We start from the raw sequence: 23075 nt of genomic DNA on the forward strand, positions 1-23075 counted from the left end.
TAGACAAATGCAGTTTAGTGCGCCCACTACTCGAATTACCGACAAATGGTTATTTGCCATGACGGTAGTCTTTGTGGTGGCCTTATTGGTTTTATTTACCAACAATGCACTGAATCAACCCAGACAATACTTCTGGCCGGCGGTAACCGAGTGGGTCAGTGAGCAGAATCAAGCTTCGTATGAGTCTATTCTAGCCGGGCCAGATTCAGCCTGGCAGGAAGCGGTAAATCCTATTAATGCCGGGCTATCCGATGAACCAATATGGTTGCGATTCACATTGCCTGTAACGCAGATAGACCAGCATGGGACCTATATCGACATCGGGTATCCATTACTCGATAGCATCGATGTCTGGATTCAACATGGTAGCGAAACAACCCATTATCATGCCGGCGACGCACAGCCATTCGCGCAGCGCGATAATAAGTATCACGGCTTTTTGTTCCCTGTGCCTGACTATGGCAGTGCGGTCTCCGTTATCATGCGAGTGCAGTCTACCAGTGTGGTAAAAGTGCCAGTGAAAATTTGGCAGCAGAAGGCGTTTTGGGAGCACATCAGTAACACAAATCTGGTCATGGGGCTGTTTTTTGGTTTGTTGCTGGCCATCGCGCTAAGTAATTTATTTTTCTTTTTCACCACCCGCACACTGACATTTATTTTCTATACCGGCTATGTCATTTGCCTGGGATTAACATTAGCCACATTGCATGGTTTTGCCTACAAATACTTGTGGCCAGCGCAGCCTTGGTTTCAGTCTAAAGCCATTTCACTTTTTGCCAGTACAACGCTGATTTTTGCAGTGGTATTTTCAGCGTCCCTGCTGGAAATTCGCACGTACAGCAAACGATTATCAACGGTGTTCAATGCCCTTGCCGGCGCATTTGGTCTGATTGCTGCCAGCGCGCTGTTTCTCGATTATGCAGTGTCCATTCGCATCTTCCTGGTGTTACTTACGATTACCGTCTTTTTAATCATGGGCGTAGCAATATGGCTGGCGCGTAAGAAAGTCTCGGTAGCCGGATATTATGCGCTGGCCTGGGGCGCATTACTGGTGAGTGCGTTTACCGCGAGTCTGGATAACCTGGACATTGTGGCTATTAGTATCCCGTCTCAGGTGCTGTTGTTATACGGTGCAACCATCGAAGTGCTGATGCTGGCCTTTATTCTGGCCATCAGTTACAGCCGTCAACGCGATTTTATGCTGTCTGCCAAAGAAGATGCGCTGGAAAAAGAACGCGAGGCTGTCAGGGCAAAGCAGGCGCTGATTGATCTGCAACAAACTACTCAGGATGAATTAGAGTATAAAGTGGGCGAGCGCACCCTGGAGTTGGAAATTGCGTTGAGAGAACTCTCCGAAGCGAATCGCGAGCTTGAAAAACTCAACACTATTGACCCGTTAACAGGCATACGCAACCGTCGTCATTTTGACAAACGTTTGCAGGCAGAGGGACGACGCAGCCGTCGTGAACAAACGCCATTGGCGTTGGCTATGGTCGACATTGACCACTTCAAGTCGGTGAACGACCAGCATGGCCACAGCGCAGGGGATGCCTGTATTCAGCACGTGGCGACCATCTTACAACAACAATTAAAACGTCTGTCTGACGATGTGTGCCGTTATGGCGGAGAGGAATTTGGCCTTATTTTGCCTAATACCGACACGGCGGGGGCGCAGCAGTTATTAGAAGCGATGCGCGCCGAGATCGAAGCAAACCCCTGCCAGTTTGATGGTACCTCGATTTCACTGACGATCAGTGCAGGAGTGGCCTCTGGTGTCATTGCTTTCGGCGATGAAGAAACCAGCCTGCTAAAAACGGCCGATGAACGATTATATCAAGCCAAGCAAGCCGGCCGAAACCGGGTTGTGGCAGAACAGTAAAGGTTTATCCATGTCTTATTCTCAATACTTACCGCGCAGAATGCGCAGATTACGTCGCACGGATGGACTGCGTGCCATGGTGGCTGAAAATCAGTTGAGCGCAGCAGATTTGATCTACCCGGTCTTTGTATTACCCGGAGCGAATCAACGTGAGGCCGTGCCGTCGATGCCAGGCGTTGAACGCTTGTCCATTGACTTGTTAGTTAAGGAGGCGCAGGCCGCTTACGATTTGGGTATTCGCAGTCTTGCGTTATTTCCGGTTACACCCATGGAAGCAAAATCACTGTGCGCCAGTGAGGCCTTTAATCCCAACGGTATTGCGCAAACGGCCATTCGCGAGTTGAAGAAACACGTGCCTGACATGATGCTGATTTCAGACGTGGCATTGGATCCCTTCACGTCACACGGACAGGATGGGCTCATTGATGAAGACGGGTATGTGGTAAACGATGAAACCGTAGAAATTCTGATCAAGCAGGCGCTGTCTCATGCTGAGGCGGGTGTGGACATCGTCGCGCCGTCAGACATGATGGATGGACGCATTGGTGCCATTCGCGATGCTCTGGAAGAAGCGGGCTTCGTACACACCTGTATTATGGCGTATTCCGCCAAGTACGCCTCCAGCTACTACGGCCCTTTCCGCGACGCAGTCGGCTCAGCGGCCAACATTAAAGGCGGGAATAAAAAGACATATCAAATGGACCCTGCCAACAGTGACGAAGCCATTGCAGAAATTGCACTGGATTTGGAAGAAGGTGCAGATATGGTCATGGTTAAGCCGGGTATGCCTTATCTGGATATCATTCGCCGCTGTAAATCTGAACTGGCAGTACCCACTTTTGCTTACCAGGTGAGTGGGGAATATGCCATGCACATGGCGGCATTTGAAAATGGCTGGCTTAACCGCGAGCAGGTCATTCTGGAGTCGCTATTGGCGTTTAAACGCGCCGGCGCCGACGGTATCCTGACGTATTTTGCCCCAGAAGCGGCAAAACTTCTGAAGCAGGGTTAGAACCTGTCAGCAAAAGCTCGGATAACAAATAAAAAAGCGAAGAACCCGGTTCTTCGCTTTTTTGTGTCACTGGTGATTAGTGAGTGAATGGGTATTAAACGCAGGTCAGGTGCCAGCCTGCCCGGTGTTGAAGCCAGGCTTCATTGACCAGTTCAGCATTAATTAACGGGTGTTCTTTTAACCAGCCTTCCGGGAAAGTAAGTGTCCAGTCGTGTTCATTCACTGCCAGCGTGATCTCCGGAATATGCTGCTGATGACGGCGCAGGCACACAACCACGGCAATACGCAAAATGCGCAGCAGGCCCATTAACATGGTACGCACGTCATCGTGGTACAAGTTAAACGGCGCAATGTCGATAGTTTGTCGGTGACACTTCACTAAGTCGCGAATGGCCGCACGTTGCAGACGGGTATAACCGGGTAAGTCGATATAATTGAGAATGTAGGCACCGTGATCATGGTGTTTTTTGTACTCAATATGCAAGCCCAGTTCATGCAACATCGCCGCCGCATCGAGTACCGCTTCGGTATCGAGGTGACAGAAATCCGTTTGATTGCACAGCTGCTTGCAGAGATTGAGTGCAAGCTTTCTCACATTCACCGCGTGGGGTTTGTCGATATGATAGCGTCTGATAACCGTATTGATGGTCTGTGTCCGGCGGTCGTTGTGTTTTACATTGTCGAGCATGCCGTAGATCAGGCCTTCCCGCAGCGCGCCGCCGGAAATGTTCATGGTCGCTATTTTCAGGCGTTCAAATAACGCAAGCAGGATGGTGAGACCGCTTGGAAAAATAGGCTGGCGATTAGGCTCCAGGCCATCTATGACGAGGTTGGACAGATTGCCACAGTCAATACACTGTTGCTTCAGGTTGTACAGGTAATCCAGACGAATAGCGTCGCTGATTTCCTGTTTTACCAGTATTTCAGTAATGGCTTGTGGTGTGCCAGATGCGCCCAGGCAATTGTGCCAGTCGAAGCAAAGAAAGCTATCAACGACCGGGTCAAGCAAGGCATTGGCTGCTTCCATAGCGCGGTCAAAGTTGGCCTCAGACAATTCGCCATCCAGGAAGTAACGCTCCATAAAGGTCACGCAACCCATGTCCAGGCTAACCATATGAATAGGTTGCATGTCGTTGCCAATAATGATTTCAGTACTGGCACCGCCAATATCGATAACCAGCGAATTACCCTGATTAGCGGAAGTGTAAGCCACCCCCAGATAAATTTGACGGGCTTCCTCTTCACCTGAAATCACCTGTAACGGGTGCTTCAGAATCCGCTCAGCTTTCTCAATAAAGTCCTGGGCGTTTTGTGCCAACCTCAATGTGGCTGTGGCAACAACACGAATATTTGACGAGGGGATGTCCTGCAGTCGTTCGGCAAAGGTCTCCAGACACTGCCAGCCACGCTGCATACTCTCTTCGCTGAGGACCATGTCCTTGTCGAGACCTGCAGCCAGTCGAACTTTTTGTTTTACCTTGCCAATGATTTGCACGCTGCCGTTAACCACATGCACTACCACCATGTGGAAGCTGTTTGAGCCCAGGTCAACGGCCGCATAGTACTCGCCGAGTGTCTCGGCGTCATATTGTGTTTGAGGCTGCATAAACTAACGCCGTATTATTTCTTCTGCGGTGGTCTGCCTTTACCCCGACGGTTGGTTGGACGTCGGTTCTGTCTGCGTTGACGCTGCTTCGGCGGCGTAATGTCATCCAAAAGCGCATCGTGCACATAGTCAGTGACTGGAATAGCATGACTAATATAACTTTCAATTGCTGGCAGGTTTAATGCGTATTTTTCACAGGCAAAACTGATCGCAACACCACTCTTACCTGCACGTCCTGTTCGACCGATTCGATGAACATAATCTTCTGCGTCGTCAGGCAAATCGTAGTTAAATACGTGCGTTACAGCTTCAATGTGCAAGCCTCGCGCAGCCACATCAGTTGCAACCAGAATGTCCAGACCACCTTTGGTGAAGGCATCTAAAATGCCCAGACGTTTCTTCTGGGGCACATCGCCGCTTAACAAGCCAACGCGGTGGCCGTCGGCTTCCAGCCAGTCAGCTACGCGCTCACAGCTGTGTTTGGTGTTGGCAAACACAATGGCTTTGTCTGGCCACTCTTCTTCAATAAGTGTCAGTAGCAAGCGCATCTTGTCGTCATCAGATGGGTAAAACAATTCTTCTGATACACGACTTGCAGTCATTTGCTGAGCTTCAACCTGAACATGAGTCGGGTTGTTCATATGCTCGTAAGCCAGTTCCTGCACGCGGTAGCTCAGCGTGGCAGAGAACAACATGCTCAAGCGCTCAGTCGCAGCAGGCATGCGTCGGAATAAGAAGCGTATGTCTTTAATGAAGCCTAAATCAAACATACGATCGGCTTCATCCAGGACGGCCACCTGAATATTTTTCAGACTAAAGACGCCCTGCTTGTAGTAATCTACAATGCGGCCGGTCGTACCAATAACGATATCTACCCCATCCTGCAATGTTTCTCGTTGACTTTGGTAACCTTCGCCCCCATAAATGAGGCCAAGTGAAAGTCCGGTGTGTTTACCGAGTAGCTCTGCATCATTATATATTTGCACAGCAAGTTCGCGGGTTGGTGCCATAATAATGGCTCTGGGACCGGCATTTTTATCTTCAGGTGACTGTTCACGACTTAAAATGTGATGGAAAGTCGCGACAAGAAATGCCATGGTTTTACCTGTTCCGGTTTGTGCCTGACCAGCGATATCGTTACCTTCTAATAAAGGAGGTAAGCTCAACGCCTGAATTGGTGTACAATGCGTAAAATTAGCCGCATTTAAGGCATCAATCACTTTGCCATTGATAGGCAAATCGGAAAAATGAGTTTCGGTTAAATGAGTTGTTTGCATAGCTTATAGCTTATCAGTGCTTGCATTAAAAAACAGTTTCTATATAACACTTATGGTAGAGCTGAACAAATCAGCGACAGACCAATTACGGAGAAAAGAATGAGCGACAAAATTATCCAGTTGACTGACGATAAGTTCGAAGCAGATGTTATCAATGCTGAAGGTCCTGTGCTGGTTGACTTCTGGGCCGAGTGGTGTGGCCCTTGTAAAATGATTGCACCTATTCTTGAAGAAATTGCAACCGATTTTGAAGGCAAGTTAACAGTTGGCAAGCTGAATGTCGATGAAAATAATGAAACTCCACCTAAATACGGCATCCGTGGTATTCCTACCCTGTTGCTGTTTAAAGGCGGTAACGTTGCAGCGACAAAAGTAGGCGCATTGTCTAAAGCACAGTTAACTGAATTCCTTAACGCGAATCTTTAAGCGTTAATCGACGTAAAAGAACCGCCTCCGGGCGGTTTTTTTGTGTCTGTTTGATCTCGGTTAATAACCGGTTTAACAATCTCGCTATGCTGTCGCGCTTCTACTGCTAAAAGAAACGACGACACATTATGCGAACACCTGAGTTGCTCTCGCCAGCCGGTTCAATGAAAAACCTGGAATACGCTTTGGCGTATGGCGCCGATGCGGTCTATGCCGGCCAGCCTCGCTATTCTCTGCGAGTACGAAACAACGAATTTACCCTGGAAAAGCTGGCAGAAGCCCGTGCTTACACATGGGAAATGGGTAAAAAGCTGTATGTGGTGAACAATATTGCGCCGCATAACAGTAAGCTGAAAACCTTTGTCAGTGACCTTGGGCCGGTTGCTGCGCTGCGGCCCGATGCGATGATCATGTCTGACCCGGGCATTATTATGCTGACGCGCGAACATTTTCCCGACTTGCCAATACATCTGTCTGTGCAGGCGAATGCCGTAAACTGGGCCGCTGTGAAGTTCTGGCAGCAACAAGGTATTAAACGGGTGATATTGTCCCGCGAGTTGAGCCTTAACGAGATCGAAGAAATCCGCCAGCGCTGCCCGGATATTGAACTGGAAGTCTTTGTGCACGGTGCGCTTTGCATGGCGTATTCTGGCCGCTGCTTATTGTCGGGCTACATTAATAAACGGGATCCGAATCAGGGGGCCTGCACCAATGCTTGTCGATGGCAATACGATGTAAAACCGGCAACAACCGATGAGGTAGGGCAGTTTATTCCAAGTGATGAAGCCGTGGAACCGACGCTGGGTAAAGGTACCCCGGTGTCCCAGCCGTTTTTGATTACGGAACCGCAACGACCCGAAGAACCTATGGCCGCGTTTGAAGATGAGCACGGCACTTATATTATGAACTCGCGGGATTTGCGTGCCGTGCAGCACGTTCACCGTCTCACCGAAATCGGCGTAGATTCACTGAAAATAGAAGGGCGTACCAAGTCCTTTTATTACTGTGCCCGCACTGCTCAGGTCTACCGTAAAGCCATTGATGCTGCAGTAGCCGGACAGCCTTTTGACCCTGATTGGTATAACGAATTAGCGCATCTGGCCAACCGGGGTTACACCGATGGATTTCTGCAACGCCACAATCATCAGGATTATCAGCAATACGAGCGGGGCAGTTCGGTAAGTACTTCCCGGCAATTAGTTGGCGAAGTCATCAGCGAAGCGGGCGAATGGTGGTATATAGATGTAAAGAATCACTTTGCTGCCGATGACCTGATTGAAATCATGACGCCGACTGGAAACCAGATTGTGCACTTAACGACATTGCAGTCTGCAACGGGGGAACCTGTGCTAGTAGCGCCTGGCAGTGGTTATCGGGTTCGTATTCCAAAGCCAGATGGATTGGCATCATCCCATGCCATATTGTTGCGTTGTACCGGCTAGGTCTTCTGACTTAACAACACCTGTGAAGCCATGGTCGACGCCTTATTTAGCCGGATCTATGGCTATCGCAAAGTTTTTTTAACAATTACTCGTGAAAGGCTGGACGAGTTAAAGTTATGGTGCTAACGTTACAAGGACTAGGCAAACCGTGCGGTTTACTAGCATCCTTACAAGCCTTTACCCGGCTGGCCCATACCCGGGCAACGAACCCTTTTCTATACAATTTAACGAATTTCCCAACAAGACGTTCAAAATACACAAAGACCCACCAGTATGAATCTAACTGAACTAAAGAATAAACCAATTAGCGAATTGGTAGCCCTTGCCGAAGAAATGGGCCTGGAAAACATGGCCCGTGCGAGAAAACAAGACATCATTTTCTCGATCCTCAAAACGCACGCCAAAGGCGGCGAAGACATCTTCGGCGACGGCGTCCTTGAAATCCTTCAAGACGGCTTCGGATTTTTACGTTCAGCCGATTCATCTTACCTGGCTGGTCCGGATGACATCTATGTATCGCCAAGCCAGATTCGCCGTTTCAACCTGCGTACTGGTGACACCATTTCCGGTAAGATTCGCCCGCCGAAAGACAGCGAGCGATACTTTGCCCTGTTAAAGATCCGCGAAGTTAACTTCGACAAGCCTGAAAACTCACGTAACAAGATTCTGTTTGAAAACTTAACGCCGCTGCACGCAAACTCACGTCTGCGTATGGAGCGTGGTAATGGTTCATCTGAAGATATCACTGCTCGAGTTTTGGATTTGGCATCGCCAATTGGTAAAGGTCAGCGTGGTCTGATTGTTGCGCCGCCTAAAGCCGGTAAAACTTTGCTGCTGCAGAATATCGCGCAATCCATTGCGGCGAATCATCCTGATTGTGAACTGATGGTATTGCTGATCGACGAGCGTCCTGAAGAAGTAACGGAAATGCACCGTTTGGTTCGCGGTGAAGTTGTGGCTTCGACCTTCGATGAGCCGGCTAGCCGCCACGTTCAGGTTGCTGAGATGGTAATCGAAAAAGCCAAGCGTTTAGTTGAGCATAAGAAAGACGTGGTTATCCTGTTAGACTCAATCACGCGTCTTGCACGCGCATACAACACCGTCATCCCATCATCAGGTAAAGTACTGACCGGTGGTGTTGACGCTAACGCTCTGCACAAGCCAAAGCGTTTCTTTGGTGCTGCGCGTAACGTTGAGGAAGGCGGTAGCTTAACCATTATAGCAACTGCACTGATTGATACCGGCTCTAAAATGGATGAAGTTATCTACGAAGAGTTTAAAGGTACTGGTAACATGGAACTGCACCTGAACCGTAAGATAGCCGAGAAGCGTGTCTTCCCTGCAATCGACTTCAACCGTTCAGGCACGCGTCGCGAAGAATTGCTGACCGGTCAGGATGAACTGCAGAAAATGTGGATCCTGCGCAAGATAGTTCATGAGATGTCTGAAATTGACGCCATGGAGTTTTTAATCAATAAACTGTCAATGACGAAGACCAACGACGAGTTCTTCGATGCGATGAAGCGTCAGAAAAGTTAATCCACTTTTCCACGTAAACAAATATTAAAGCCGCTGAAATTTCAGCGGTTTTTTTTTCTGTAATACCTGAGCTGTTCAGGTATAGTGGAATGTACTCTGTCCTGAAAATTCGGAAATTGTATGCGAAAGTTATCGATGTTATTCGCCCCTCTTGTTTTCTCTGTTGCTGCCGCAGCCCAATCCGCTGACGTAGACCGCCTTGCCGACTCGGTAGAAGCTGATGTTATAGCCTGGCGTCATCACTTGCATCAGTATCCGGAACTGTCTAACCGGGAATTCAAAACAGCAGAATACGTCGCTAAATTTTTGCGTTCACTGGATCTTGAAGTCACTACTGGTGTGGCAAAAACCGGTGTGGTTGCCGTGTTGGACAGTGGCAAGCCCGGCCCGGTAGTGGCCTTACGTGCCGATATGGACGGCCTGCCTGTTCCTGAGCAAAACGACCTTGCATGGCGCTCAACCCAGCGCGGCGAATTTAAAGGCCAGGATGTGCCGGTAATGCATGCTTGCGGTCACGATACGCACATGGCCATGCTCATGGGGACTGCCAGCGTATTAACTGCAATGAAGGATCAGCTAAAAGGCAAAGTGAAGTTTATATTCCAGCCTGCCGAAGAAGGTGCACCTCCGGGTGAGAAGGGCGGAGCTGAAGTGATGGTGCAGGAAGGCGTATTAAAGAATCCGGATGTGGATGTGATTTTTGGTTTACATATCAGCGCAAACGCCGACGTGGGTACTGTGAGTTATAATCCGGGCGGCACCATGGCCGCTGTGGATCCCTTTAAGATCGTTATTCATGGCAAACAAGCGCATGGCGCCTATCCCTGGAAGAGCGTGGACCCCATCACCACCGCGGCGCAAATGATCATGTCATTACAAACCATTGTGAGCCGTGAACTCAAGCTTATCGATGACGCTGCAGTCGTTACCATTGGTTCAATTCACGGTGGCAACCGGTCTAACATCATCCCGAATGAAGTCGAAATGGTGGGCACAATTCGAACGCTGAACCATGCTGCTCGTGAGCATGTATACGAAGCCATGGCAAGAAAAGTGAAAGGTATTGCAGATAGCATGGGCGCCACAGCGGAGCTCACACTGCCATTGGATTACAACTATCCAATCACTTTCAATGACCCGGCACTGACGGCAAAAATGCTGCCTACTGTTGAGCGTACAGCCGGAAAAGAAAATACCATTCTGGCCAAGCCGGTAACAGGCGCAGAGGATTTTTCCTTCTATCAGGAGCAGGTGCCTGGCTTATTTATGTGGCTCGGCGGCAAACCGCTTGATGTGCCTGTAGCAGATTCACCAGCACACCATACGCCAGAATTTTACGTAGACGATTCAGGTATGAAACTGGGCGTTCGAGTGATGGCTAACCTAACCCTCGATTACATGGCGCAACACGGCGAGTAATTCACACTAGCATCAAGAGCGAACATGGGGAAATACTTGCTAAGTCCATGGGTTCTGATTGCCATTGGAGCCTGTGTAAATCTATTACCTGAGCCAATAGACAGTCAGGGCGTCATCTTTTTCGGTGGTGGTTTTGCCGTCACTGTTGCGCTGTTGTGCTCGACAAGATTGACACTGCTGGCAATTGCTGTGGTTTATGGCGTATTGTTTTTGAAAGGGCATGACTGGACCTTAGTACTGTTTCTGGCCGGTCAGCCTTTGCTGATGAATCTGCTCTATGAACGCCAGGACACGCTGAACCCACTCAAAGTCGGTCTTGGGTGGTGGAGCGCGTTTACCGTCCCCATTTTTGCTGTGCTTATCATCTTGCATTTCAATGGTCGTCCGGACACTGCATTTACCGCCTATATTGTGACGTGGCTAAGCGGGGCGTTTTCCTGTTTGTTTGGGCACTTGTTATTCTTGTTTGCGGTTCGTCGAATTGACATAGGCTATAAGCTGAAATTCAATGTCGAAGTCCTGTTTCGATATATGTTCTCGGCGTCCTTCTTTTTCGTCATCCTTTCCATGACGTATGTCTACGTCGGCCAGCTTCAGCGTCAACAGGCGGCACAAGTCAACAGTTATATGGTGCACCGGTCTCAGGTGATGGCCGAAGAGCTGTCTTCGTTTTTGGAGCGCCATGCCATGGCAATAACCAGTGCTGCGCAGTCAATTCAAATCGCCACACAATATGGCGCGACGCTCGACCAGGCTGCACCGGCTACTCTGGCTGGTTTGGCAAGAAACCACCCTGACTTCCTGACTTTCCTGGTCGCCAATATCGAAGGAGAGGTCACGCATTCTTATCCAACTAACTTGTTATTCAGAGCCAGACAGCTTGGGCGAGCAGACGTTTCCACGCGCGCTTATTTTACGGAAGCTGTTGCTACTGGCAGTACCTATGTCTCTTCAGCTATTCAGGGACGAGGCTTCGGTGATGACCCCATCGTGGCTATTTCCAGCCCAATTCGCGACGCAGAAGGTGCAATTGTGGGCATCATTGAAGGGTCTTTGAACCTGAGTAGTTTCATGGAGTACGACAGTCGTAACCTGGCGCTGTTCTGGGCTATATACAGAGACAATGCCGGCACGGTTGTCTATGCGTCGCCGGAATTGCAGATCAATCCACTGGATAAGCCTGACATGGATTTTTGTGCTGACTATGAATGTCAGGAGCGTGTGGATTTCCTGGACCGGAATTGGTTTGTGTCTCAGTCACTGGAGTCGACCTATGGCTGGTCGATTACGATTCTGTTTGAGCAGGGTAGTTTTGTGGCAATGAGTACCAGTTATCTCAGGTGGGCGCTGATTTTGCTCTGTTGCCTGACACTCCTTGGGATTTTCCTGGGGGGGAAAGTGGCAAGGATATTTGCTAATCCTATCAGGGAGCTGATGTTGACGTTTGCCGGTTATTCGCCCGAGAAACAAGTACCACGCCAAACGTTTGCCAACGATACCATGCAGCTCACTGAAATTTCCGGGCTGGGTAATGAGTTTCACGAGCTTGGCGAGCGACTACTGAGAGCATTTAGCGACCTGAATGAATCCAGGAAACGACAAGGCGTGTTGAATCAGGAGCTGGAAGAACTCAACCGAACGCTGACCGAGCGGGTAGAAGAAAAGACCGCCTCTTTGGTCAAAGCGTTAGCTCAGGCAGAGGCAGCAAGTGTCGCCAAGTCACAGTTCCTGGCCAATATGTCACACGAAATTCGCACCCCCATGAATGGCATACTAGGCACCTGTGAAAATTTACTCGAAAAGCCACTAGAGCCCCATATTGGAAACCGTCTGCAGGTGATTATGCAGTCCGCTTCTAACTTGCTGTTGATCCTCGACAGTATTCTGGACTGGTCGAAAATTGAAGCGGGCAAGATGAAGGTTACCCTGCATCCTATGTCGCCCAAGAAAGTGATCAACGCCTGTATTGAAATCCATCGTCAGGCAGCAACCCGTAAACAGATCCGCTTAGACGTAAAATGGTCTGACTCGGTACCAGACATGCTTAAAGGCGATGCTGTGAAGATTAGTCAGATATTGAATAACTTGCTGAGTAACGCGGTGAAGTTTACCGCTATTGGCGGCGTTACAGTGCAGTTGGACTATATAGACGGTCAATTGAAAATCACCATACAGGACACGGGGATAGGTATCGACAAGTCAGAGCAATTTAAAGTCTTTGATCAGTTTGTTCAGGCCGATGCCACTACCTCACGTCAGTTCAGTGGCACCGGATTGGGACTGGCGATTACCAGCAAGCTGGTAGAGTTGATGTCGGGTAACATCAAACTCGACAGCGAGCTGGGATTGGGCACCACATTTACCGTGTCTTTGCCGATGGCGGCAACCGACTTTGTAGAGCCGATATTCGACGAAACGCGTTTAGTTTTGCCAGCAGGGCTGAAAGTGCTGATAGTTGAAGACAACGATATTAATGCTGAAATTATTATCGACATGCTCAAAGACGCCAAGACCAAATGCATAAGGGCAAAAAATGGTAAGGAAGCCCTCGACGTGATTGCACGGGTCGCGTTTGATTTGGTGCTTATGGATTGCCAAATGCCCATTATGGACGGTTTTACGGCCACCCGGGAGATTCGGGAAATGGACGATGACAAAGCAACGATACCGATTGTTGCACTGACTGCAAATGCGTTCGAGGATGACAGAAAGGCCTGTCTCGCAGCTGGTATGAATGATTATCTTGCCAAGCCGGTGCGCCGTGCCGACTTGTTTCAGTTAATTATTCAATATACCAGCGGTAAGTAACAGCGCGCTATTTTTGCTCAATCAGAGATTGTCTGAAAGCTTGAGCGGACAAGCTGATAGGTCGGCGCTTGTTAGTGACAACCTGCCAGTTACTGTGCAGCGGGAAGTCGCGAACCTTAAGGATTTTGACGTTGTCAGTCGATGCCTGAGCCAGTGTGTGCTGTGACAATACGGCTAATCCCATTCCCGCTGACACCGCTAATCGAATGGCCTCATTACTTTCTATTATCATGGTGTTGTTCAACGACACGCGTTTTAAATCGCAGTACTCGTCGAGGGTACGACGCGTGCCGCTGCCTTTTTCCCGTAGCAGAAACTTCTGATCAACCAGCTCACTCAGCAAACAGTCGTCAGGGCCATCATAATTAGCCGGGGCAATAATCACTAACGGGTTTGACATGAAGGGCACACATTCCAGATCTTCGTCTTCAGGCGGATATGTGAAGATGTACAGGTCGTCCCGGTTTTGTGACAGACGCTCTATAATTTGCGCGCGGTTCCCAACGGTAAAGCGCACATCAATATTGGGGTGCTGATTACAAAACGGGCTCAAAAAGGGCGGAATGATGTACTTGGCAGTGGTCACCACTGCGAGTTTAAGTGAACCAACCTCAACGCCCTGTAAAGCACTGATTTGACTGTTGAGCTTTTCCTGCGAAGTAAGGACTTCCTGAGCGCAGCGATACACCGCTTCCCCCGCCTCGGTTAACTGAATTTTGCCTTGATAGTGTTCTACCAGCGGCAAGCCAACAATACTGGTTAGCTTTTTTAACTGCAGTGACACCGTTGGCTGAGACAGTGATAATGCATTTGATGCGGCGGTGACGGATCCACTGTCTACGACCTGTTGAAAAACTTCTAGTAAACGAAACGTCAGGGTATTCATGAACGGCTCACTCTGAAAATATTGATATAAAAATAGAACAAAAATGCATTTATTTCTATCTATATTTTGTCGGACGTGTCTATGAGGGGCAACCGCTATGGGTTAAAGCCAGTAATTCCCGGGCTCTGTTGCAGTTTCTGCTTGCCAGTGAAATACACAGAAATATAGACATTGGGCCAGGCTGGCTATGGGCAAACGAGCGAAAATACGCTAATATCGGCCGCTTTTCGAGCGCTGTGTATTATTCCAGCACCTGTTGAATACAGCTAGCCAGTGAGGACAGCATCATGGCAAAAGTCGCGATCGTTATGGGGTCTACATCAGATTGGCCTACCATGCAGAATGCCGCGTTAATGTTAAAGCAATTTGGCGTTGAGTTTGAAGCCCAGGTTGTATCGGCTCACCGTACTCCGAATCTGCTGGTAGAGTTTGCCGAAACGGCGGAAGAGAAAGGCTTTTGTGCCATTATTGCCGGCGCCGGTGGTGCTGCGCATCTACCGGGTATGATTGCCGCACACACACACCTGCCAGTCTTTGGTTGTCCGGTAAAGTCGAAGGCGTTAAACGGCCTCGATTCACTGCTTTCTATTGTGCAGATGCCTAAAGGCGTCGCAGTAGGCACGCTGGCGATCGGCGAGGCGGGTGCAGCAAACGCGGGCTTGTTGGCTGCGCAAGTGGTTGCACTTCAGGATGCCGATGTTCGTGACGCTGTGATTGCGTTTAGAAAAGCACAGACCGACACGGTGTTAGCAAGCGGTAAACTGGAGTTATAAACATGCAAGTGCTGGTATACGGTGCCGGACAGTTGGCACAAATGATGTATTTGGACGGTGCTGCGTTAGGGATTGATGTACAGGCAGTTGATGTTAGCAATAACACGGTTGTGCATCCGGTGAGTAAACAACCTCTGGATTGCTCACTGGAACAAGCTATTGAACGCGCAGATGTCCTCACCGTCGAATTTGAGCACGTGCCTGAGGCGTTGCTCGAGACCGCTGAGCAATCCGGCAAGCTGCATCCGAATAAAGACGCCATTTTGGTTGGCGCAGATCGGGTGCGTGAAAAAGCATTGCTTGAACGCTTGAATATTCCGAATTGTGCTCACCGCATTGTGACCGATTTAACGCAACTCGATGAGTGTGTTGAAGCACTGGGCGAACGTCTGATTATAAAAGCCAGTCGCGACGGGTACGACGGCTACGGTCAGTGGCGCTTGAGCCAAAAAGCCGATTTACCGGCACTAAAGAAACAGCTTGAAGGGCTGGATCTGGTTCGCGTACCACTGGTAGTAGAGCAAATGCTGAAGTTCGACCGTGAAGTGTCACTGATTGGTGCTCGCAACGTGAGCGGCGATATCAAAGTGTACCCACTGGCAGAAAACCTGCACTACCAGGGCCAGTTACATGTATCTGTTGCACCAGCAACAAATAGCGATGATGCGCTTACCGCCAAAGCGCTGGAGATTTTCAGTAAGCTGGTGGAAGGCATGGATTATGTCGGTGTGCTGGCGGTTGAATTGTTCCAGTGTGGCGACACATTACTGGTTAACGAACTGGCTCCGCGGGTACACAACTCCGGTCACTGGACCCAGGCCGGTGCCGATACCAGTCAGTTTGAGAATCATTTACGTGCTGTGCTGGATTTGCCGTTGGGTGATACTACGAACATCGGCGGCGATGCTGCGGTAAGTGCCATGGTGAATATCATTGGTTGCGACGACCACGATTTGGCGCTGTTGGGTCTGCCAGGCGTACATTTTAATTGGTATGGCAAAACGGTACGCAACAAGCGCAAAATGGGTCATATCAACGTAACAGCGTCGGGCTATAAGGCATTGGGGAGTAAACTGGAGCAACTTTCCGGCTATTTGTCTGCTGATCATTTCCCCGAATTAGTGGATGAAGCCGCTCGCTTGCAAAAGTAAGCTTGACATTCACGCCGTCCAGCATAAAATGCAGCGCGCTTACCGAGAAGGTAGGCGCACAAAATTAATGGGCCGACTTAGCTCAGTTGGTAGAGCAACTGACTTGTAATCAGTAGGTCGCCAGTTCGATTCCGGCAGTCGGCACCATTTCCCCCTTTTCTCAAATCGTTTTTTCCAATCAGGCGAATCGCCTGTTCAAGATCAACATTCAGCTATTTCTTGCTTGTTTTAACAGGCTTTTATCGTCTACATTGATAGTCATCAACTGATGACGAAAAACAAGGCTGGTGTCTGGAATGTCAACGTTTAAACGCGCTTTTGCGGTGTGCCTGTGTGTATTTAGCCTGATGGGACTCCAATGGGTAAATGCCATGCAAGGCGTTATGGTTCATAATGTCAAAGCCCGGGCCACGTTTGCCATGGCAACAACCGCTGCGGTGTATTTCACGGTTATGAACCACAGTGACAAAGCGGTTACGCTCACCGGCGTGAGCGTGGATGAATCCATTGCTGCAGATGCCCAGCTTCACACCACGGTGATGGACGGCGACATGATGAAGATGCGACAAATCACCGATGGCATCGACGTAGCGCCCGGCGCAATGGTTGAATTCAAGTCGGGTAGTTACCATGTCATGCTTATGGGCCTGGTAAAGCCGTTAGTGGAGGGAGCGTCATTTGACCTGACCCTCACCTTTGCAAATCAGCCGTCCATGACTACCACGGTTACTGTTGGCGCGGGCGCTGGTGAGCACTCTCATCACCACCACGAGTAATGCTTTTCGAGGAAACGAATCCAATTGGGCGTTTTCCCTCTATAAACAATGCAATAAATTAACGCTAAGGAGTTAATGATGAGCAAGATTGATATTGGTATTTCAGAAGCCGATCGCGAAGCGATCGCCGACGGCCTCAAAAAAGTACTGGCAGATTCATACACCCTGTATTTGCAAACCCACAACTTTCACTGGAATGTCACGGGTCCGCAATTCCGCGAATTACACCTGATGTTTGAAGAGCACTACACGGAGCTCGCCGTGGCGGTAGACGATATTGCAGAACGTATTCGTACCATTGGGTTTTCTGCACCAGGTACTTATCGGGCTTTCGCAGAGTTAAGTTCGATTGAAGAAGTTGATGGCGTACCGGAAGCGTCTGAGATGGTCCGTTTGCTGACCCATGGTCATGAGCAGGTGGTAAAAACCTGTCGCAGTGTACTGAGTATTGCGCAAGACGCTGACGATGAATCTACCGCGGCGCTGGTCTCAGATCGCATGCGAGTCCACGAAAAAACGGCTTGGATGCTACGCGCTATGGTACAGTAATTAAAATCTGTTAATCGAATAACGAGAAAAACAATCATGAAGCAGCCTATTAAACAGGTTGCAAAACTCACAGCACTGGCCCTGGCCGGTGCTGTTGCGTTTAGCAGCCAAGCGACAGAAGACGTAACCGTTAACGAATTAGCGAGCGGTCTGGACCATCCTTGGGGGATGACTTTTTTGCCCACCGGTGAGGTCTTGATTACCGAGAGAAGTGGCCAGATGCGGGCTTTTCAATTTGGTTCAGGATTGAGTGCGCCATTAAAAGGCGTGCCCAAGGTAGTGGCAAACAACCAGGGTGGCTTACTGGACGTCATTGCTGACCCGGATTTTACCAGCAATCAGACCATTTACTTTTGCTATTCACGTCCAACCGAGGGCGGCAGCAGCTCTTCTGTTGCCAGTGCAACCTACACCGCGGGTGAACTTAAGAATGTGAAAGACATTTTCATTGCTGACTCCGTAGTCGACAACGGCTTTCACTTCGGCTGCCGCCTAGCGTTTGATACAGAAAACGACCTGTATGTTGCGTTAGGTGATCGCTATAAATACATGAAAGAAGCGCAGAACACCGATAACCACTTCGGCAAGATTGTGCGTATAGAAAAAGACGGCAGTGTGCCGAAAGACAACCCCTTTACCGACGGCAAAGCACCCGAGGTATACAGCTATGGCCACCGCAATATTCAGGGCCTGACTGTTCACCCCGATACCGGTGAGGTCTGGGCAATGGAACACGGCCCCAAAGGGGGAGACGAGATCAACCTGATCGAAGCCGGCAACAACTATGGCTGGCCAGTAATCACCTATGGTATTGATTACAATGGCGATATCATTTCTGATAAAACCCATCAGGAAGGCATGGAACAGCCCGTGTTGTACTGGAATCCTTCGATTGCGCCCAGCGGCATGACGTTCTACAAAGGCGACGTATTTAAAGCCTGGCAGGGTGATTTGTTGGTTGGTGCGCTGAAGTTCCGTCATTTACGTCGAATCAGCTTTAACGACAAAGGCGAGCCGGAGTCACAAACGGAATACCTGAAAGATCGCAACGAGCGGGTCCGCGATGTTGAAGTTGGCCCGAACGGGTTTATCTATGTGTTAACCGACGAAGACAACGGCAAATTGCTGCAAGTGATGCCAAAGCTATAAACTAAAAAGCGCGCTACCCACATCGGGTCGCGCGCTTTCTAATATTTCACAACGCTTATATCGACGACCAGGTTACCGCATGGTTGCGATAACCTGGTCAAAGCTTCTGACGAGCCGGTTTATTCTGAACCTGCGGCAGTCTTAGTCTCTTCGCTGGTGCGATACCGTTCAAACCACGCCAAAATATTGCCTACCTTCTGAATTAATCGGGAAGGCTTGGACGCAATACCATGTGACGCGCCTGGCAAACGCAGCATGGCTGCATCAACCCCCTGGAGCTTCAAGGCCTGATAAAACTGCTCAGATTCACTGATGGGTGTGCGGTAATCCGCTTCACCGGTTAGCAACATGGTCGGGGTCGTCACATTGCCGACCAGCGACAATGGAGAATGCTTCCAAAGGTGCTCAGGAATATCCCAGGGCATACCTGGCATCCAGTACTGGCTGAAATAGGGGTAAGCATCAGCGGTGAGTGCAAAACTCATCCAGTTGATAACCGGCTTAGCGACCACGGCTGCGGCAAAGCGGTCTGTTTTACCAATAGACCAGGCTGTTAGCACACCACCGCCAGAGCCACCGGTAATGAACAGGTTGTTGGTGTCTACGTTGCCTTTTGCAATCACCCCATCAACCACGTCCATCAGGTCGTTGTAATCTTGTGATGGGTAGTTGTGATGAATCAGGTTCGCAAAATCTTCACCGTATGAAGTACTGCCGCGTGGGTTCGACCACACAACAATGTAGCCTTTCGCAGCCATCAGCTGAATTTCAGCGCTGAAGTTAGGGCCATAGGCCGTATGCGGTCCGCCGTGGATTTCCAGAATCAACGGGTAAGACTTGCTGGCATCAAAGTCCGGTGGTAACAGCATCCAGGCTTCAATGGTTTTGCCGTCTACCGATGATTCAACCGTTAATGGCTGGATCTCTGGCATGGTCAGATGCCCAAGCACATCTTCGTTTAAATCAGAAATCGCACTGGTTTTGCCGCGCTTACTGCGAAGATATAAATCTGCAGGTCGGGTACCGGTGGAATAGGTGTAGGCTATCTCGTCATTGTCTGATACCGCAAATTGCCCTGAGGTATAAGGGCGACCAAGTGACTGTCCTGACAAGCTAATATTCAGCGATTCCTCGTCGCCATCCAGTTCGAACAGTGACAGTTTTACTTCACCGTGATCCTGGTAGCTGATATATAGCCCGTCACTGTCGGAAGCCCACTCTACCTGACCAACCTGACGGTCGAGCTTTTCAGTGATGTTCTGCATGTCACCATTAGCCAGCTTCATCACCCAAATATCTGACTGTTGGTGGCTCAGCTTGCGATCGTTCACGTAACGAAAGGCAAGGTATTTACCATCCGGGCTCAGCATGGGGGAAGATTCAGGCCCCGGCATGTCAGTAACCTGCGTTACCTTCGCTGTTTTTACATCAATCTGATAAATGTCGCTGCTCATGACTTCCATGGCGTAGTTATCGCTAGGGTTCATGGAGAAGTACAAATGGGTACCGGCTTTATTCCAGACTATATCGCCATTATTGGGGTACGGATTAAACGTTAACTGGCGAGGTGTGCCGCCCTCGGCGGGCAATACGTAGATTTGTGAAAATCCACTCGGTGCATAGCCTGCGCCGTCAAAGCGGTAATTCATCTTTTCAATATAATTGCCAGATGGGGCCCATTCTGCTTTTGCGGGTTTGGCGGGCATGCCGGTAAACAGCGGCTTTTCTGATGCCGGCGTAAACATTGTGAAGGCCAAATGTTTGCTGTCTGGTGACCATACAACATTGCCCGGGGAGTAGCTGAGGTTCGTCAGTTTGGCTTCATCGCCGGTGTCCAGGTAGCGTACATAAAGTTGCTGACTGCCGTCTCTGTCTGACAGATAAGCCAGCTTTTTGCCATCCGGTGAGATAACCGGACTTCGTACATTCGCACTTTCAGAGATCAGTGGACGATGCGAGCCTTTTTTCAGATCGTACCGCCAAAGGCTGACATGCGTACGGTCGTGCATAATGTCATTACTGCGTCGCTCGTAGATAACCTGCTTGCCGTCTGGCGTAAATACCGGAGAAGCGGCATATTCCAGCTCGAATATATGTGCGTAGTCAAAGTAAGTGGATTGCTCAGTTGCGCTCGCCCAGCTTCCTGCACAAATCAATGAAGAGGCCAGTGCCAGGGTTTTAATAGGGTATTTCATATTATTTGTTGTCCCGTTTTTCTGTCGTTGTCAGAGAAAGCTTTCCTGTCCAGATATCTTTATACATTACCCAATCACCCATCAGGCTGTAAAAAGGGTAACGAAACGTTGCTGGTTTATTGTGTTCAAACGCGAAGTGACCCAACCAGGCAAAGCCATAGCCCGCTACAGGCAGGCACCACAGCAGCATCCAATGCTGCGTGACAACAGACAATATCAATAAGGCTATTACCAGCGTAGAGCCGATGAAATGCATAAGGCGGCAGCGAGGGTCGCGGTGCTCGTCAAGATAGTAAGGGTAAAATGCCGCAAAGCTAGTAAATGGGCCGTTGGTTTTTTCTGTCATGACTGCCTCGTTGTTATTGTTTTCGTTAGTTTAGGACAAAGCCCAAACTTGTACTTGTTTTTGTGTTCAGGATGCCCATATTGTTAAACAAAGCAAATTACAGACAAATGAGCAAACAGCAGATGATGTCGAACAATATTGTTGACCTGACCGTCGAGAATTTCCAACAGGTTATTCTGGAAACCTCCAGAGAGAAACTGGTCCTGATTGATTTTTGGGCCGAGTGGTGTGAGCCATGTAAAGATTTGATGCCGATCCTGGAAAAAATCGCCGGCGATTACCCAGACACTTTGCTGTTGGCGAAAGTTGACTGCGAGCGTCAGCAGGAAGTGGCTGCCCAGTTTGGCATTCGCAACTTACCTACCGTGATGGTTGTAAAAGACGCGCAACCCATTGACGGGTTTGCCGGTGTGCAACCCGAGTCAGAAATACGCGCAATGTTGGCGAAATACCTGCCAGCGCCTGAAGATGAATATCTGCAGAAGGCTTCGGAATGCTTGTCTGAAGGTGATTATGCAGGGGCATTTCCGTTTGCCAAGCAAGCCTACGAAATTAACCCGGACAACATCGACAGTAAATACTTGTACATCGATTGTTTGATTGAAACCGGTGCGCTGCCTCAGGCCAAAACCTTACTCGGCGAAATTAAGATGGTCGATCAGGACCAGCGTTATCAAACATTACAGGGCAAAATTGAGCTGGCTGAGCAAGCGGCAGACACACCCGAAATCCGTGCCTTGTTCGAACAGGCCGAAGCAGAACCGGACAATCTGCAGGTGAAAGTCGATTTGGCGGTTGCGCTTTATCAGGTTCAGCGCTCAGAAGAGGCACTGGAATTGTTGTACAGCGTGTTGTTAAAAGACTTTGGGTTTGGGGAAGCGAAGAAGTTTATGCTGGATGTCATTAATGCACTGCCGGATGGCGATGCGCTCAAGTCGACCTATCGACGCAAAGTATACAGCCTGATGTACTAAGCTGAACCCTGAGTGCGCTTGCCACTCAGGGTGTGTATCCTTCGCTTTGAAGCCATTTCAGCGCTTCCAGGTAGCTGCTGAAATACTGGCGTTCATACGCCTGCAATGTTGGACTGGAGTCTGTCAATTGTGGATTGGTGCGCTCCAACTGAACGTGCTTAATGTGGTTAGTATCGACTACGTAGGCGGCGCGGCGCAGGCCTTTCTCAATATTTCGGGCGATCCCTTCACGCACTTTCACCTGTGACTCAGGTGTACTCAGTACCCATCGACGACAATCTATAATGGCTGCCCAGTGAACGTTATTAAACTCTTCTGATATCGGCAGCATTTCATCCACCAGCAAGTTCGCCATGGCAAGATCCCAGGCGCCGGTCACATAAACTTCAAGTATATTGTTGGACACTGTCAGGCTAAACTGACCTAAATTAGGAAATAGCATGGCATTTTCAGTTAACAAGTGTACGCTGAGTATAGTGGGAAATGCTGTATTGCAACATAAAAAATTGAAGGAAAACAAAAAATGCCTGAGTGGTTCTGGCCTGCAGTGGCAATGGTCGTGATTCTGGAAGGGCTGGGCCCTTTGTGTTTTCCCAATCGGTGGAAAGCCTATATTCAGGAGCTGAGCAGACTGTCTGCCAGCCAACTGAGGCAGGTTGGTGGGATTACTGTTGCTGCGGGGGCGATCCTGCTTTGCTGGTTGACAGCTTAAACGCGTTATCTCATTCCCCTGCAAGCAGTACTTCGGTGTTGTTATTGCTATTAAATGTAAGATATTACTTATTAAATCCCTTCGTGCTGAATATTTGTGCATAAAACAGATGATCAGGGCAGGGTAATTTTGATAGAATCCACGCCTAATTTTTTA

20 protein-coding genes and 1 tRNA gene are annotated in these 23075 nt (G+C 49.3%); 15 read left to right on the top strand and 6 right to left on the bottom strand.

Features of this window, described 5'->3' with window-relative positions; translation table 11 throughout:
• Positions 1-7 precede the first annotated feature (7 nt).
• Both BUB81_RS16165 and hemB read left to right on the top strand, forming a co-directional pair.
• Entirely contained in the window at positions 8-1879 is a 1872-nt protein-coding gene (locus tag BUB81_RS16165; RefSeq protein ID WP_073324361.1) for a sensor domain-containing diguanylate cyclase, read from the top strand.
• 10 nt (positions 1880-1889) lie between these two features.
• On the top strand, positions 1890-2891 hold the full coding sequence (hemB, locus tag BUB81_RS16170; RefSeq protein WP_073324459.1) for a porphobilinogen synthase: 1002 nt from the start codon (positions 1890-1892) through the stop codon (positions 2889-2891).
• A gap of 94 nt (positions 2892-2985) precedes the next feature.
• On the opposite strand, the gene BUB81_RS16175 is transcribed toward hemB, so the two are convergent.
• Both BUB81_RS16175 and rhlB read right to left on the bottom strand, forming a co-directional pair.
• Positions 2986-4497: a Ppx/GppA phosphatase family protein gene (locus BUB81_RS16175; protein ID WP_073324362.1), complete on the bottom strand. Its 1512-nt coding sequence runs from the start codon at positions 4495-4497 to the stop codon at positions 2986-2988.
• Between the two features lie 14 nt (positions 4498-4511).
• Entirely contained in the window at positions 4512-5774 is a 1263-nt protein-coding gene (gene rhlB, locus BUB81_RS16180) for an ATP-dependent RNA helicase RhlB (protein ID WP_073324363.1), read from the bottom strand.
• Between the two features lie 99 nt (positions 5775-5873).
• Between rhlB and trxA the strand changes: the two genes are divergently transcribed.
• The 5 genes from trxA (at position 5874) to BUB81_RS16205 (ending at position 13408) form a co-directional block, all read left to right on the top strand.
• On the top strand, positions 5874-6200 hold the full coding sequence (gene trxA / locus BUB81_RS16185; RefSeq protein WP_073324364.1) for a thioredoxin TrxA: 327 nt from the start codon (positions 5874-5876) through the stop codon (positions 6198-6200).
• 128 nt (positions 6201-6328) lie between these two features.
• Positions 6329-7642, top strand: coding sequence for a prephenate-dependent tRNA uridine(34) hydroxylase TrhP (trhP, locus tag BUB81_RS16190; protein ID WP_073324365.1), 1314 nt, complete (start codon positions 6329-6331; stop codon positions 7640-7642).
• Between the two features lie 273 nt (positions 7643-7915).
• Complete coding sequence (rho, locus tag BUB81_RS16195) at positions 7916-9181, top strand: transcription termination factor Rho (protein ID WP_073324366.1); 1266 nt, start codon at positions 7916-7918, stop codon at positions 9179-9181.
• Positions 9182-9301: 120 nt separating this feature from the next.
• A complete protein-coding gene (locus tag BUB81_RS16200; RefSeq protein ID WP_073324367.1) occupies positions 9302-10600 on the top strand; it encodes an amidohydrolase in 1299 nt (432 codons plus the stop codon).
• A 24-nt stretch (positions 10601-10624) separates the two neighbouring features.
• Positions 10625-13408 (top strand): ATP-binding protein, encoded by a 2784-nt coding sequence (locus tag BUB81_RS16205; protein ID WP_073324368.1) that lies wholly within the window; start codon positions 10625-10627, stop codon positions 13406-13408.
• Positions 13409-13415: 7 nt separating this feature from the next.
• On the opposite strand, the gene BUB81_RS16210 is transcribed toward BUB81_RS16205, so the two are convergent.
• On the bottom strand, positions 13416-14294 hold the full coding sequence (locus BUB81_RS16210; protein ID WP_073324369.1) for a LysR family transcriptional regulator: 879 nt from the start codon (positions 14292-14294) through the stop codon (positions 13416-13418).
• A 287-nt stretch (positions 14295-14581) separates the two neighbouring features.
• Between BUB81_RS16210 and purE the strand changes: the two genes are divergently transcribed.
• The 6 genes from purE (at position 14582) to BUB81_RS16240 (ending at position 18692) form a co-directional block, all read left to right on the top strand.
• Positions 14582-15067: a 5-(carboxyamino)imidazole ribonucleotide mutase gene (purE, locus tag BUB81_RS16215; RefSeq protein WP_073324370.1), complete on the top strand. Its 486-nt coding sequence runs from the start codon at positions 14582-14584 to the stop codon at positions 15065-15067.
• A 2-nt stretch (positions 15068-15069) separates the two neighbouring features.
• Complete coding sequence (locus BUB81_RS16220) at positions 15070-16218, top strand: 5-(carboxyamino)imidazole ribonucleotide synthase (protein WP_073324371.1); 1149 nt, start codon at positions 15070-15072, stop codon at positions 16216-16218.
• Between the two features lie 71 nt (positions 16219-16289).
• A tRNA-Thr gene (locus tag BUB81_RS16225) sits at positions 16290-16365 on the top strand.
• 149 nt (positions 16366-16514) lie between these two features.
• On the top strand, positions 16515-16994 hold the full coding sequence (locus BUB81_RS16230; RefSeq protein ID WP_084526648.1) for a copper chaperone PCu(A)C: 480 nt from the start codon (positions 16515-16517) through the stop codon (positions 16992-16994).
• 78 nt (positions 16995-17072) lie between these two features.
• Positions 17073-17543, top strand: a complete 471-nt coding sequence (locus tag BUB81_RS16235; protein ID WP_073324372.1) for a Dps family protein — start codon at positions 17073-17075, stop codon at positions 17541-17543.
• Between the two features lie 36 nt (positions 17544-17579).
• Complete coding sequence (locus tag BUB81_RS16240) at positions 17580-18692, top strand: PQQ-dependent sugar dehydrogenase (protein ID WP_073324373.1); 1113 nt, start codon at positions 17580-17582, stop codon at positions 18690-18692.
• 119 nt (positions 18693-18811) lie between these two features.
• Here BUB81_RS16240 and BUB81_RS16245 read toward each other — a convergent pair whose 3' ends face one another.
• Both BUB81_RS16245 and BUB81_RS16250 read right to left on the bottom strand, forming a co-directional pair.
• Positions 18812-20887, bottom strand: a complete 2076-nt coding sequence (locus tag BUB81_RS16245; protein ID WP_073324374.1) for a S9 family peptidase — start codon at positions 20885-20887, stop codon at positions 18812-18814.
• 1 nt (position 20888) lies between these two features.
• Positions 20889-21233: an Mpo1-like protein gene (locus BUB81_RS16250; protein ID WP_073324375.1), complete on the bottom strand. Its 345-nt coding sequence runs from the start codon at positions 21231-21233 to the stop codon at positions 20889-20891.
• 107 nt (positions 21234-21340) lie between these two features.
• On the opposite strand from BUB81_RS16250, the gene BUB81_RS16255 reads away from it, so the two are divergent.
• Positions 21341-22207 (top strand): thioredoxin family protein, encoded by an 867-nt coding sequence (locus BUB81_RS16255; protein WP_245819239.1) that lies wholly within the window; start codon positions 21341-21343, stop codon positions 22205-22207.
• A gap of 25 nt (positions 22208-22232) precedes the next feature.
• Here the strand turns inward: BUB81_RS16255 and BUB81_RS16260 are convergent, their stop codons facing one another.
• Positions 22233-22649 carry a hypothetical protein gene (locus BUB81_RS16260; protein ID WP_073324462.1) on the bottom strand — a complete coding sequence of 139 codons (417 nt, stop codon included), beginning with the start codon at positions 22647-22649 and terminating at the stop codon, positions 22233-22235.
• An 81-nt stretch (positions 22650-22730) separates the two neighbouring features.
• On the opposite strand from BUB81_RS16260, the gene BUB81_RS16265 reads away from it, so the two are divergent.
• Complete coding sequence (locus BUB81_RS16265) at positions 22731-22919, top strand: DUF2065 domain-containing protein (RefSeq protein WP_073324376.1); 189 nt, start codon at positions 22731-22733, stop codon at positions 22917-22919.
• The last annotated feature ends 156 nt before the right edge of the window (positions 22920-23075 follow it).

This window comes from Marisediminitalea aggregata (genome assembly GCF_900129565.1).
Lineage (GTDB): Bacteria > Pseudomonadota > Gammaproteobacteria > Enterobacterales > Alteromonadaceae > Alteromonas > Alteromonas aggregata.